This is a genomic window from Fusibacter sp. 3D3 (assembly GCF_001748365.1).
In the GTDB taxonomy this organism is placed as follows: Bacteria; Bacillota; Clostridia; order Peptostreptococcales; family Acidaminobacteraceae; genus Fusibacter_A.
The window spans coordinates 232,921-245,659 of sequence record NZ_BDHH01000002.1 but is presented as its reverse complement, the minus strand read 5'-3'; the positions used below and the strand labels follow the sequence as shown (position 1 = coordinate 245,659).

General features: G+C 36.4%; 18 protein-coding genes. 7 read left to right on the top strand and 11 right to left on the bottom strand.

Annotated features, from left to right (window positions below; translation table 11 throughout):
* Window positions 1-25 precede the first annotated feature (25 nt).
* On the bottom strand, window positions 26-265 hold the full coding sequence (locus F3D3_RS03120) for a hypothetical protein (RefSeq protein ID WP_069871120.1): 240 nt from the start codon (window positions 263-265) through the stop codon (window positions 26-28).
* A gap of 1,361 nt (window positions 266-1,626) precedes the next feature.
* Here F3D3_RS03120 and F3D3_RS03110 point away from each other — a divergent pair.
* The gene (locus tag F3D3_RS03110; RefSeq protein WP_069871117.1) at window positions 1,627-2,637 is read left to right on the top strand and encodes a YhcG family protein; all 1,011 of its coding nucleotides are present in this window, start codon (window positions 1,627-1,629) and stop codon (window positions 2,635-2,637) included.
* A gap of 300 nt (window positions 2,638-2,937) precedes the next feature.
* On the opposite strand, the gene F3D3_RS03105 is transcribed toward F3D3_RS03110, so the two are convergent.
* From F3D3_RS03105 to F3D3_RS03100, 3 genes are read right to left on the bottom strand one after another with little or no spacing between them, the layout of a single operon-like run.
* On the bottom strand, window positions 2,938-4,098 hold the full coding sequence (locus F3D3_RS03105; protein ID WP_069871115.1) for an IS91 family transposase: 1,161 nt from the start codon (window positions 4,096-4,098) through the stop codon (window positions 2,938-2,940).
* Complete coding sequence (locus F3D3_RS24865) at window positions 4,091-4,345, bottom strand: tyrosine-type recombinase/integrase (RefSeq protein ID WP_084388791.1); 255 nt, start codon at window positions 4,343-4,345, stop codon at window positions 4,091-4,093. Before F3D3_RS24865 ends, F3D3_RS03105 begins: the two co-directional genes overlap by 8 nt.
* Entirely contained in the window at window positions 4,342-4,935 is a 594-nt protein-coding gene (locus tag F3D3_RS03100) for a site-specific integrase (RefSeq protein WP_084388790.1), read from the bottom strand. The genes F3D3_RS24865 and F3D3_RS03100 overlap by 4 nt, the downstream gene beginning before the upstream one ends.
* A gap of 1,045 nt (window positions 4,936-5,980) precedes the next feature.
* Here F3D3_RS03100 and F3D3_RS03095 point away from each other — a divergent pair.
* From F3D3_RS03095 to F3D3_RS03085, 3 genes are all read left to right on the top strand, one after another.
* Complete coding sequence (locus F3D3_RS03095; protein ID WP_069871113.1) at window positions 5,981-6,652, top strand: SLATT domain-containing protein; 672 nt, start codon at window positions 5,981-5,983, stop codon at window positions 6,650-6,652.
* Window positions 6,653-7,162: 510 nt separating this feature from the next.
* On the top strand, window positions 7,163-7,339 hold the full coding sequence (locus F3D3_RS03090) for a type II toxin-antitoxin system HicA family toxin (protein ID WP_069871112.1): 177 nt from the start codon (window positions 7,163-7,165) through the stop codon (window positions 7,337-7,339).
* 56 nt (window positions 7,340-7,395) lie between these two features.
* On the top strand, window positions 7,396-7,776 hold the full coding sequence (locus F3D3_RS03085; RefSeq protein WP_069871110.1) for a type II toxin-antitoxin system HicB family antitoxin: 381 nt from the start codon (window positions 7,396-7,398) through the stop codon (window positions 7,774-7,776).
* A 134-nt stretch (window positions 7,777-7,910) separates the two neighbouring features.
* Here the strand turns inward: F3D3_RS03085 and F3D3_RS03080 are convergent, their stop codons facing one another.
* The 3 genes from F3D3_RS03080 to F3D3_RS03070 form a co-directional block, all read right to left on the bottom strand.
* The gene (locus F3D3_RS03080; protein WP_069871109.1) at window positions 7,911-8,177 is read right to left on the bottom strand and encodes a transposase; all 267 of its coding nucleotides are present in this window, start codon (window positions 8,175-8,177) and stop codon (window positions 7,911-7,913) included.
* 151 nt (window positions 8,178-8,328) lie between these two features.
* Window positions 8,329-8,739: a type II toxin-antitoxin system HicB family antitoxin gene (locus F3D3_RS03075; RefSeq protein ID WP_069871107.1), complete on the bottom strand. Its 411-nt coding sequence runs from the start codon at window positions 8,737-8,739 to the stop codon at window positions 8,329-8,331.
* A 44-nt stretch (window positions 8,740-8,783) separates the two neighbouring features.
* Window positions 8,784-8,984, bottom strand: coding sequence for a type II toxin-antitoxin system HicA family toxin (locus F3D3_RS03070; protein WP_069871105.1), 201 nt, complete (start codon window positions 8,982-8,984; stop codon window positions 8,784-8,786).
* A gap of 188 nt (window positions 8,985-9,172) precedes the next feature.
* Here F3D3_RS03070 and F3D3_RS23650 point away from each other — a divergent pair, with 188 nt between their 5' ends.
* The 3 genes from F3D3_RS23650 (at window position 9,173) to F3D3_RS03060 (ending at window position 10,007) form a co-directional block, all read left to right on the top strand.
* Window positions 9,173-9,322 (top strand): GNAT family N-acetyltransferase, encoded by a 150-nt coding sequence (locus F3D3_RS23650; RefSeq protein ID WP_175438273.1) that lies wholly within the window; start codon window positions 9,173-9,175, stop codon window positions 9,320-9,322.
* A 90-nt stretch (window positions 9,323-9,412) separates the two neighbouring features.
* On the top strand, window positions 9,413-9,832 hold the full coding sequence (locus F3D3_RS03065) for a DUF6036 family nucleotidyltransferase (protein WP_139132003.1): 420 nt from the start codon (window positions 9,413-9,415) through the stop codon (window positions 9,830-9,832).
* The gene (locus tag F3D3_RS03060; RefSeq protein WP_069871102.1) at window positions 9,825-10,007 is read left to right on the top strand and encodes a hypothetical protein; all 183 of its coding nucleotides are present in this window, start codon (window positions 9,825-9,827) and stop codon (window positions 10,005-10,007) included. Before F3D3_RS03065 ends, F3D3_RS03060 begins: the two co-directional genes overlap by 8 nt.
* 288 nt (window positions 10,008-10,295) lie before the next feature.
* Here the strand turns inward: F3D3_RS03060 and F3D3_RS03055 are convergent, their stop codons facing one another.
* The 4 genes from F3D3_RS03055 to F3D3_RS03040 all read right to left on the bottom strand — a co-directional run bounded on the left by F3D3_RS03055 (window position 10,296) and on the right by F3D3_RS03040 (window position 12,712).
* Complete coding sequence (locus F3D3_RS03055; protein WP_069871100.1) at window positions 10,296-10,703, bottom strand: molybdenum cofactor biosynthesis protein MoaE; 408 nt, start codon at window positions 10,701-10,703, stop codon at window positions 10,296-10,298.
* Between the two features lie 16 nt (window positions 10,704-10,719).
* Window positions 10,720-11,175, bottom strand: coding sequence for a GyrI-like domain-containing protein (locus F3D3_RS03050; protein ID WP_069871098.1), 456 nt, complete (start codon window positions 11,173-11,175; stop codon window positions 10,720-10,722).
* A 128-nt stretch (window positions 11,176-11,303) separates the two neighbouring features.
* A complete protein-coding gene (locus F3D3_RS03045; protein WP_069871097.1) occupies window positions 11,304-12,461 on the bottom strand; it encodes an ArsA family ATPase in 1,158 nt (385 codons plus the stop codon).
* A gap of 11 nt (window positions 12,462-12,472) precedes the next feature.
* Complete coding sequence (locus tag F3D3_RS03040; RefSeq protein WP_069871095.1) at window positions 12,473-12,712, bottom strand: hypothetical protein; 240 nt, start codon at window positions 12,710-12,712, stop codon at window positions 12,473-12,475.
* Window positions 12,713-12,739 lie beyond the last annotated feature (27 nt).

The window sequence follows — 12,739 nt, the reverse complement described above, 5'->3', positions numbered from 1 at the left end:
GCCCCCTTTCAATAGATCTGATTTATTAGAAAATAGAGCGTATAAAATGGATTATGGATTGGAAGCCATAAGAGATTCTAAAGGCTAATCCTGGGAAGAACCAAGTGCACATGGCCCAAAGATTCCAAGCAATAAACAAAGTGCCTAAAATACCTAATCCACTGGTACGTCTCATACTGCGTGTTCTGCGAGGTTGCTTATCTACGAGCCCTTCCTTTTCGAGTTCTTTCATTTTACGTCTGAATTCTCTTTGTGTCTTGTTCAATTGTAAGGCCTCCTTATATGTTTACACTTAATTTCACTGTAGTATATAAAAGTGATTATTGTCGTTGCTGTAAGTAGGTTTTGATTTCCTTTAGATCATGTTCGAGGGTTCCAATTTTCGTTAGAGCTCTATCAAATTGAATGAAAAATCGGATGAGGAAAAAAATTAATACCAGTGTGACGATGAGCGACAAAGTAGGTAGAAACATGAGTAATAAAGGGGTTTGATAAGGCTGAAATCCTGTAATGGTCATAGTGGGGCTCCTTTATATTGAAAGTGAGTTACAATTTTTTGAGTTTTTTTGACTATGATTATTATACACTAATCATAGAATCAGAAAATAAATGAATCCAAGTTGTAATAAAAATGTATTATTTAAGAAGAAAACGGGGCGCTTATAGCCGTATTTTCTCATGGACATCGTCACCTTGAATAACTGTAGCATTAAGCCTATAATGAAAGGGTAACCCAATAGAAATGAATGGTAAATCGCTTTTAGTTTAAAGCGGATTATACAAAAAAGGGGGGTAAAGAATGGGAACCCAAAAAAACAATTTACAAGAGCAAGAAGGGAAAAAATCAGCTCAAAAGGAGTCAAGGCCAAATGAGGCTAATAAAGGGCAAGAGGTTATAGCTAAGATATTGCATTGAATGAAGTGGACTTGGTTATTAGGGACGAGATGTACCCGTTAGATATAGCAAGATTAAATTCGTGCCAATCGAAGCCGTTGCGTCGGTTAGAGCGTGTAAAAGTAAATATATAGGAACTCAAAAGGAGTCTCTAAGAATCTACAGCTGAATCAGCTGCTCATTTTGATAAACAATATGTTGAACCTTAACATTTGATGTATTGAAATTTATTACGGTAATCTGTAAGTTAGCCGCCATCGCACGAACACATTAGGAAGTATAATCAAAACAGACGAATATATTTGATCAAAGTATGCCATATTCAAACTGTTATAACTCATTTTGAAAAGATCAGAAAAGACGGTTTGGTCTATTGTGATTAAGGGCAAGATAATGGTGTGACTCTAAGGCGCCCCACCATTAATGCACGATACCAAATTGAGACTAAGAGCATGCGACAGCGTCTAACACGTCTATTTCCAAAATCACCTATCGTCACAATCGTTGCGAAAGGAAGCAACGATCGCGCCAATTCTCACTGTGCGCTTGTCATCATTCTTGCAAAAGAGACTTATTTTTTTTAGGGCAAGAATGCCGCCAAGCGCCCAGCGAGAACGGTGACTTCGGAAATAGCGGAAACGTTATCTGCCATTTTTGTATCAGCAAGATTTTTCGCACAATAATTGATATAATAATATACATAAGATTGTCGAATTAAGGGAGCATGTAAAATGAATGAAATTTTAAAGGATAAATTTTATGAAGATATTAAAATCATATTGGAAAAATCTCGTAAGCAAGCAGTAAAAGCCGTTAATTTTGCTATGGTTGAAGCATATTGGAATATTGGAAAGAGAATTGTAGAAGAGCAAAATGGAAATGAAAATGCGACATATGGTTCCAATTTGCTAGGTGAATTATCAAAAAAACTAACAGTAGAATATGGAAAAGGTTTTGATGAGACTAATCTGAGTAGAATGAGGAAGTTTTACTTGTCGTTTGGAAATCGTGACACACTGTGTCACGATTTAAGTTGGTCTCATTATAGGCTATTACTTAAACTCGAAAACAGTGATGCAATTAACTTTTACATTGAAGAATGTAAAAATGGAAATTGGAGTGTGCGAGAATTATCAAGGCAGATAAATAGCTTTTATTTTGAACGATTATTATCAAGCAGAGATAAAAAATCAGTAAAAACAGAAGCTTCAGCAGGAAGTAATCAAGTGACACCAAATGAAGTTATAAAAGATCCTTACGTATTAGAATTTTTAGGGATAGATAAATATGAAAAATTATATGAATCAGATTTGGAAGAAAAGCTATTAAGTCACCTTCAAGAATTTTTATTGGAACTAGGTCGAGGCTTTTCATTTGTCGGAAGACAGAAACGATTCTATATTGATGGGGAGAATTTTTTTATAGATTTAGTATTCTACAATTATATTTTGAAATGCTTTGTTCTAATTGATTTAAAAATTGGTGAATTAAAGCATCAAGACATCGGGCAAATGCAGATGTATGTAAATTACTACACTAGAGAACTCATGAACGAAGGTGACAATCTGCCAATTGGAATAGTATTATGTGCGGACAAATCGGATGCAGTAGTAAAATATACTCTTCCAGAAGATAATAAACAGATTTTTGCATCAAAATATATGCTATATATACCAAGTGAAGCAGAATTTAAAGAAGAAATTTTAAAAGAAAAAGAGGAAATAGAATCAGGTAGGGAATAAACAAAAACAGCAGATAACATAAAGTAATGTTTCTAAATCACACAAAAAAATAAGCCTCAAGGAGGCATAAAATGTGATTTAGGAACATTGTGTTGGGCGAAGCCGCGTCACCATTATCTTTGGGTATCCAATGATCTGCTCTTTAGGTTTTTTAGAACAGATTTTGAATAAACGCCTTACAAAAGGTAAAAATGAGATTGTGAATCCATAGAAAAATTGATACAATGACATAGATTCCCCCTCCCCATGAAAGTACATTCAATCATTTGGACGTGTAAGAATCTATTAAGTTTCAAAAGCTTAACCTGCACCAATATGTGGTGTAGCCTCTTGCATGACAGTATCACAATTAGAAGGTTCTAAAGGGCATTTTGAACACCTAGAAAAATCAAGGCGCATAAATTTGACTAGAAACTCAAGTGCAGTATAATCACTGGATTTTTTAGAAGGAATAATCTTCATAATGCGCTGGCAGTGAGCAAGCTTTGTGGGCCTGTTTCTAGCAGCGAGAATGCCATAATGTCTAATTTTCACAAAGCCAGAAGGCAGTACATGCATTAAAAACCGGCGTATGAATTCTGTGCCAGTAAGTGTCATTTGTTTGGTTTTTCCGGAGTCTTTATTGTCTTTATATCTAAAAGTGACGTGATCATCAGTGACTTTGAGGATGCGGTGATTGGAAATGGCCACACGATGAGTATACTGACATAAGTAGTTAACCACGTGAGTAGGTGAGTCAAAGTTTTCTTTGGCGTAAACTACAAAAGCTTTTGAATAGGCAGCATCAATTCTATTTTGAAAGTCCAAAGCGGATGCACATTCATTTGTATTCCAACCTTGTAATTGACCTTCGTAAAAAAGTTTTTTCAAGGCTTTCATAAAAATGCCTTTAAAAACACGACTGAGTATTTTAACATGAATTAGATAATTTTTTCGGGTTTTTTTAAAGCGCATGGTTTTAGTACAAAGCCCCCCACCGGGTACAATAAAGTGAACATGCGGGTGATAAGAAAGTGTTTGACCCCATGTGTGGAGAATACCAGTTAGACCAATTTGAGCTCCTAGATGCTTTTTATCGGCAGCTAGAGACAAGAGCGTTTTAGAAGCAGACTTCATGATCAAATTGTACATCAAAGCTTGATTGGCAAAGAAAATTGGATTGAGTTCTTCAGGGACAGTAAAAACCACATGGAAGTAGTGGACATTTAAAAGTTCAGAGTTGCGATCAACACGCCATTTTTCTCTTTTGAAAGACTGACAAAGTGGGCAATGACGATTACGACAAGAATTATAAGCAATAGAAGTTTCACCACAATTTGTGCAAACATTATGATGTCCCCCCAGTTTAGAAGTACGACAAGCCATGAGAGCATTCATGACTTTATATTGATCATATGAGGGATTGTGGGTTTGACAATAGTCCTCAAAGAAACGCACAAAAATATCTTGGAGATTAGGCATTAAAAACCTCCAAACTATCAAACGGACTAATGGCTTTAGTCACGTCAGCGGTAGTTAAATGAAGGTAGACAGTGGTCGTTGAAAGCTTAGAATGACCAAGCAGTTTTTGAATAACGACAACATTGGTTCCGGCAAGAAGCAGATGTGCCTGAAAGCTGTGTCTTAAACTGTGAATTGTGGCTTCTTTAGGAAATCCTAAGAGATTACACTTGGTCCTAAACACCATTTGAATGTTCCGCGTCGTCAATGGTTTGCTTTTGAGAAGCTTTGAAAAAGGTAATCTTTAGGGTGATATTGCTTGTAGTAAATTCTTAAAAGATCAAGAGCACTTTTCGAAAGAAGCGTGTAGCGTTCTTTGAGTCCTTTGCCATCTCTGACGCGAATGCGCATCGTATCAGAATGAATATCAGAGACTTTGAGGTTCATAAGTTCCCCAACGCGCAAACCCGAAGAGTAACAGACTACAAGCATGGTTTTATGCTTAAGATTTGTGACAGAGTCAAAAAGTGCGTGAATCTGTGCGGGTGTTAAAGCAATTGGAAGCTTAGACGGTTGTTTCACTCTAGGAATATCGACCATATTCCATTCACGACCAAGAGTAGTTTCGAAGAAGAATTTAATGGCACTGTAGTTTGAATTTACATAAGATCGACTGAGCTTTCTACTGGTAATGGCATCATGTAAAAATTCGCGAACATGATCATAGGTGAGATTCTCAGGTGGCAAGTTGTGAAATTTCGAAATCTTCTTAACCCCTTTGAGATAGACAGTGACAGTCTTTGGACTGAAACCTCTGAGTTCCATATCCATTTGCATTTTAGATAATAATTTAGACATAAAAAATAGCGCCTTTTCTTTTAGATTCAGAATAAGAATATCTTAAGAAAGCACTATATGTCTAGGGCAAAAAGATTTAAAAAGTCACCGCGGTAGCGGTTTCGTCCAACACGCCGATTACCAAAATAACTCTGATGTCACAGTCCTTGCGCGGCAAGGCCAGCGCCACTTTTGCCCTAAGGGTCAAAAGGAGTGACTACGGTAATCGCGGGAACGTTATGTGACAGTGCGACCAGCGCTTGAAATAAAAGCACAAGTTACATCTTGGGCTGTCTAAGCCGAAAGACCTTTGGACTGCTCCATCCATTTGGAGTAACCCTATCTACAGGTGCGTCACTGGTAACGGTGGGTTGCTAAGCTGTAGAGACAATGTGAAAATTCTGCCAGCCTAAAGTGGATGATTGCTAGGGTAAATGTTTTGCTATGATTAAATTAAATGAATTATTGCAAGCCTCGTTAAACGTGAGTAGGGAAATAAGGCTGAAACCCTATGACCAAAAGGTGCAAGCTGTGGCATGATAACTTTTCGTATTGTCATGCAAATGGACAAAAGCTTCGGGGTAAAGATAAAATCTAAGGTAGAACGAACTGGGTAAGACCGATTGACTCCTATTTAAATTAGGTAGGCAAATTGTAAAAGGCGCACAATGTTGAGCGGTTAAAGGAAGTTAGATAAAGCGAATGCTACTTTGTAATGAAGTAGATACGGGTTCGAAATTTGCCCGAACGTGAAAACGTGCAGACTTCTAACGGGTTATTTATGGCAAAGAGAGGATATGAAACTTTATGAATGTAGGAAAGCCAAATAACGGTAAAACGTGGGCATCTACAGACTATGAAAAGTTAATAGACTTCAGTCAAGGATTGCCAAAGCAGTAATTAGGCTTGCTGACCACTGATAATGGTCAGTTATAAATAACTTGAGCCGTATGACGTGAAAGTGTCATGTACGGTTCTTAGGGGAGAAAGAGGGAGCAATCCCTCTGACTTACCCGACGTGAGAACTACATAAACAAAAATGATTAATATTAGGAGGTAATATACAATGGACAATAAAAAATATGTTAATGAATACTCAAGTTTAGAAAAGTGGAAAGATATTTGCGAGGTTACGCTAAGCAATTATGCTAATATGAAAAAGAGACTAACCAGAAGAGAAACTACTTCGAATTTTGTTTTAATCTATTACAGCATTGCACTAATAATATTTACGCTAACTAATAAGTATTATCCAGAAATCTTTAATGGAAGATTAAGCGAATACTTTAGTTTAATTCTATCGGTTATCTTATTGGTTTATTCACTAATTAATAAGAATGCAAGATATTCTGAACGTATAGGTAAAGTTGAGGAATCAATGAATGCAATTAAAACTATAAAGAGGCACTTGAAAAGCGAAAATCTTGAAGAGCAAATAGAAATTTATAATAACATAGTTGACAAAACTGAAATGCGCAGTGATGTAGATTTTTTTAACACTATAAAGTCGCATTGTAAACGCAATGATATCAAATGGTATTCATTTATAGAGAAAATTAGTGTTGAAGAAAATGATAAAGAAAAGAAAAAAATAAAGGGCTATTTATCTGAAATAGATAGATTTCATGAACAAACAGGGATAATATTTCAGGAGTTTTGTGATTTCTCATTGATAATCATTCCAGCTCTTGTTTTTGTATTATGTGTTATTGAGAGCTTTGTTAAAGTTCAAGCATAGCGTAGTATTCCGATCTCACCATCACATAACATAAAGTAATGTTTCTAAATCACACAAAAAAAAATAAGCCTCAAATAGGCGAAAATTGTGATTTAGGAACATTGTGCCTCCCGAAGTTGCGTTACCATTATCTTTGGGTATCCAATGATCTGATCTTTAGTTTTTTTAGAACACATTTCGAATAAACACCTTACAAAAAGGTAAAAACAAGATTGTGAATCCATGTAAAAATGAATACAATGACATAGATTTCCCCTCTCCATGAAAGTACATTCAATCATATGAACGTATTTGAATCTATTAAGTTTCAAAAGCTTAACCCGCACCAATATGTGGTGTAGCCTCTTGCAGGGCAGTATTAGAAATGTGAATATTAGAAGGTTCTCATATTCATTGTTGTTCGGCACCCTCCAAAATCTTAAACAGTTTTAAAATTTATACGTGCATCACGTACAAATTCATTTGCAGCACGTGTAACACGTGATACAATTGTATTAGAAAGAGGACCAAATGAAAGGTAAAGAGCTTGTTAAACTTCTAATATCAAATGGTTGGCATGTCGAACGTATAAGCGGAAGTCATCACGTCATGAAAAAAGATGATAAGACAGAAATCATACCGGTACATAACACCTATATTCCAATCGGATTACTAAATGCAATTTTAAAAAGAACAGGGCTTAAATAACAGCCCTTGTCCACTTGATTATACAGTTCACTTTAATTTACAAGGAGGTCATAATTATGTTGAAAGTATATCCCGCAATTTTTCACGAAGAAGAAAAATCAATTTGGGTAGAATTTCCCGATCTTGAAGGATGTCAAACTTATGGAAGTTCACTTCCCGAAACGATAGAACTTGCAAGTGAAGCTCTTGGTCTTTATCTTGCTTCAAAAATTGAAAACGATGAGTCTATCCCCTCACCTTCTGATATCAAGAATCTCAGTGCAGAAGATGGATTTTTGAGTTATGTCTCAGCTGATTTAAATCAATATAGAAGAGATAAAACACCTACTAAAAAAACGCTTACTATTCCTAAATGGCTTAATGAAGAAGCTGAAAAACGTCATATCAATTTTTCGTCTGTATTAAGAGAAGCACTCCTGCAGGAGATCGAAAGATAATTGAAAATCAAAACAACCTGCTAAGCGGGTAGTTTGCTCAGCCCTATAAGGGCATGTTACTCGCGTGAGCCTTAAGGCTCGTTGAATCGGTTCACCAACTGCTTACGTTTACTGGTTGCTGCTAAAGCAGCTTTTCATTTCTTTTTGCCCTCTTCGACTTGCTTACCCGTAAACGGGTCAATATACTCCTGAATACTTATTTGATCATTCGCGATATCTTCTTGTAATTGATTTTTTACATATTCTCTTATCGCTTTTTCATTTCGTCCAACAGTATCTACATAGTAGCCTTGACACCAAAAGTGGCGATTTCCATAGATTACTTGTCTCCTATACTTTGGTGCAAACACCACGTGATATTTACAATTCCATTGAGTATGTGCTAAACTGTTCTTATCCATTTCGGATCCTCCTTCTGAGCTAATAGGGTTGGCGAACCATTATTATTTTATCAGAAGGAGGTGCTTTTTTTGACTCAAAGCTAAAGCTCTTTAGAACCACCGGTAGAACCGGTGGTTTTCTTTTTACAAAAAGAACCATTCAAAAGAATGGTCAATTTCGAGTAGTAATACCTAAATAGTTTTTAATAGCCACTTGAAGTAATTGAGAAAAATTAACATCATTCTCGACAGCAACATCATTAAGCCATTTTGGAATTGTAAGGGTTTTTTTGATGGCCTTGTTTTGCATATAATCTCTAACAGGTTTCATCCAAATATCAATCAGAACTACAGTTTCATTGTTATTAACGGTGATTTCTCTAATATGGGACGGAGAAGGTATCGGGTCAGAATCATCTTCCAATCCAAAAATATGAAGTTCTAAAGCTTCTTTTGCATTTGTGACTGCTTGTAGTTCATCATCACCATATGAAAAACAGCCGGGAAAGTCCGGAAATTCAACTGATATACCATCATCGGCGAAATGAAAAATAGCAGGAAAAATATAACGGTCAGCTAACATAATACACCTTCTTTCATAAAATTATTAAAATATAGGCCACTATCCTATCCTTTAATACCAGCTTGTTTAAGAATACTCTCAAATGTTTTTCGAGGTAAGTCTTTTTTAGGATGTGGAACAGTAACAGTGCCACTTTTTGTAGGATGTTTTAGTTGGTGATGAGAACCTTTGATTCTTGCTACACACCAACCATCATCCGTTAGAAGTTTAAGAAGCTCCCTTGAGTTATAAGAACGGTGATTCATAACTCCTCCAATTTGGTTATTTGAACATCAAATTCTAACGGAAAGAAACAACGTTCTATACGTATATTATACACGTGTAGAACGAAAAAAGCAAGAAAGACTAGAACTTCCAATAACATAAAGTAATGTTTCTAAACCACACAAAAAAACAAGCCTCAAGTAGGCAAAAGTTGTGATTTAGGAACATTGTGGTGGCAGAAGATTGTCGTGGCAATGGGATTGGAACTGCTTTAATATATAACTTATTTCAGGTTGCAAATGCAAACAAAATAGGCTTTATTGGATTAGAGACGCAAAGCATCCATCTTCCAGTGATCGATATTGAAAAAAAGGAGTGATTCAAGCACGAGAACAACTTTACCCGAATGTTCTATGATATAATTATCATCACTTTTAGAGACTATATTATTATGCTATGTGAGGTTCAAATGAATTCAAAAAACAGAGAAATATTGTTGGAATTATTGCAAGATGCAGATGATTTTGCGACGCTGAAAAAAAGATATGCTGCATCTGTCGGTAAAGTTTTTAGACTTTTTGATCGTTTTGATATGTTAGACCCTTATAGCACTCCTATCGCAATTGATTTTGAAAAAAGGTCCATGCAGCTTCTTGGATTTAAGACTTTAAAGTACTACGTTTTATCTAAAGAAGATATTATAGTGAGCAAACTGGGAATATATTCTAACAAAGACCAAGAAGATATTGAGGCTCTGATAAAAGATTGTAATATTGAATTATTAAATCATTTAATTCAATCTGTCATGGATAGAGAAGATTTTAGCGAACGTGTCAAATGTGAATTTATCCAGAATAGCAAGCTGTTAAGGGAGAAATATAATGTATAGACAATTCGTAAAAAACATGGATTGGTATTTAAAATTAAACGCGGATTCAAGTGAACGTACTAATGATCGCTTTGATTTGGCAAAAAGATTAGAACCTTTAAAAGACATCCAACATTTTAAGCGATTTAAAATAGCCAACATTGAGCACTACAAAGAATTACAACATGTCATATGAACAATCCAAAATAGCATTGATAGATACCCCTCCTTTAAAGTGCTTTCTTGGGAATTATGGGGATATGGTTTTGATGGCGAATATCACAACGTAAATGAGGACGTCCTTGAAGAACAATTGAAAATAATTGATTTACTATTAGGCACACAATATTGGCACTGATCAGTGTGATACTCGCGCGTCTATAAAAATCACCCGCTCCAACCTCTGTCCCTCAAGGATCATCCAAGCGCGCGTGCACACGTGGACTTCTTGTCCGAATGGATAGAGGTTGGAGCGGGTCTCTCTCTAATGCTGTTCTATCTCCACAACACATTCATTTTTAATCTTACCCACAAGAAATTGTAGCGCATCAATAACACGTGGTCTTATATCGCCACCGATGAGTACATACATGATATCGTCACCCACATCGAGTTCGCCTTCATTGAGCCATGTTCTCACGTAGAATATCCCTTCCATTTTGTAAGTTGCCTCAATGGCAGCGTCCACCTTTTCAGCATCGTAGTTAAAAGTCATGCCCACGACCACAGAACCATCATCAACACCCTCCCGCACCTTAACTTTTGGGGTCTTTCGCACCACGCCATTGTGGATCAAGAACATGCCTTCTAACAAGGCGTTCTGATCTGCTTTCGCTTCCTTTAGCCATTGGTCCATTGAAGGGATCTCTTTTTTTACTTTTGAATTATGCATCGCTTACACCTCTTTTTTAGTTTATTGGCACACAGATTTCACACCAGTGGTTATTGACCAGCTCTGCTTTATAACGTTCAAGAATGGGTCTTGCTTGATCAATTTGGTATCCTGCCTCTAACAATTTTGGAAACATTTCAGACCATGCCTTTTGAACAGCCTCTGCCGTATGGCTTATCTTAAAAACACAATACTTACCGCCTACGATGTTGCCAAGATTAACTGCATCATGATCTAACTTTAAGTCCACCGAGATGACAAGACCTGTGTCATATCGGCATAATTCAGGCTTTGTCACACTTGGATCATTCTGTGCTATCCCCAATAAAATAGACTGATCATCCAAAAGGCCTTCCCCCATCGCCCAATGCTTTAAACTTTCCATCAACTTCACATTTTCTGGCCCATAAGGGCCTATGTTGCTCATGTAGGCAATTCTATACGCGGGTAGCATTTCAATATAAGGTTTCATAACTTTTCCTTCTTTTTTTTAAAGTACATCGATGTCTGAAATCATCATATAATGCTTTAAAATAGAATTCAAACTTTTTTTTAAAATTAGGATCACTTATTGCATATCAAAAGGCCTGCCTACTATTATTATGCAAATGCAATGGTCAATATACCATTCTCAAATTTGGCAGATTCTATTTGCTTGCCTTTGATCATATCGGGCAGTGCAAAACAACGTTTTTCATTTTTAATGGCAATTTGTATCTCGCCGTTATTTTGACCTAAATCCATTTCACTTTTTTCGGCAAAAGGCAGGTAGATTTCCATAATATGACGGTCCTCTTTTTGAGTGATATTAAAGGTCTTATGTGTCACCAAAACCAAAGCAGGATCTACTTCACCATAAAGAGTACTTACAGCCTTTAAAACTGGGATTGTCTTGAGCTCATGCTTTTGAAGCATTAACACAAATCTTGGCACATCTCTAAAACTTTCTTCAAGTTCAACGAGGCCTTCTTCTTGAAGTTTAACCCATTGGTTAAAATACCCTTCAAGTGCTACCTTGGGGTAAACTTTATTTATAAGAATCGCATCCACATTGTAGTCAAATAGTTGTAACCAAGTAAAATTTCTTTTGGTCTCTTTAATCACTATTTTTTCGGGTGTTGTCACAATTCTAATTGAAACCACCTCTTTGTTTAGCATAAGTGCCTGAAGTCTCTCTAATTTGTCCATTAACCGCTCTATATCCTCAAAGACATTGTCTTTTGGCATGGGGACTTTTGTCACCGTCTGAACAATAGGCCCTGCTACTTTAAGCATTTTACGCTTAATCGGTAATAACTTTTCAAGCATATCGCCAAACATTTCAGGATATTTGAGCAATGATAAGGTCTCTCCAGTCGGTGCACAATCCACAATTAAAACATCATAATCTCCTTTTTCATAGAGGTCTAATATTTTGAAAAGAGCAAATAACTCTTCAAGCCCAGGGAAAACAAGTAGCTCCTCTGCTTCAATGCCACTTTCGACTTTGGAAGTTAGAATTTCTTTCACATAAGCTCTCAAGTTTCCCCAAGCGGATTCACTTTCTGCAACGACATCTATTTCTAATGCATCCAACTTAGCAGTGATTTCAGTCTTTTCAGAGCTAAGCTTAATATCAAATGAATCCGACAAACTGTGCGCTTGATCGGTGCTCATAATCATAACCCGCTTGCCTTCATCTGCTAATTTTATTGCTGTTGCAGCAGCGATACTTGTTTTGCCGACGCCACCTTTACCTGTATATAATATAATACGCATCCTAACACCTCCTATCCTATATCTACTTTTTTAACCCCATGGGTTTTCACTTCGTTTTGTTCAGTTGATTTTTGTGTATCTTGTTTCAGAGCTAAGTCAGAGATATACTCACATGCCATATCTTTCAGTTCCTTGCTAATCACTTCAAGATGCCTCTGCATTTTTTGTGGTAAAAGCATCATCAAAGCTTCCTTCTCTAGTTTTTTTGCTTCAATCAATTTTTCTATAATCTCAATATGAATCGCTTTCATCAGAAGCACCTTCCTTTCATTTTAGGC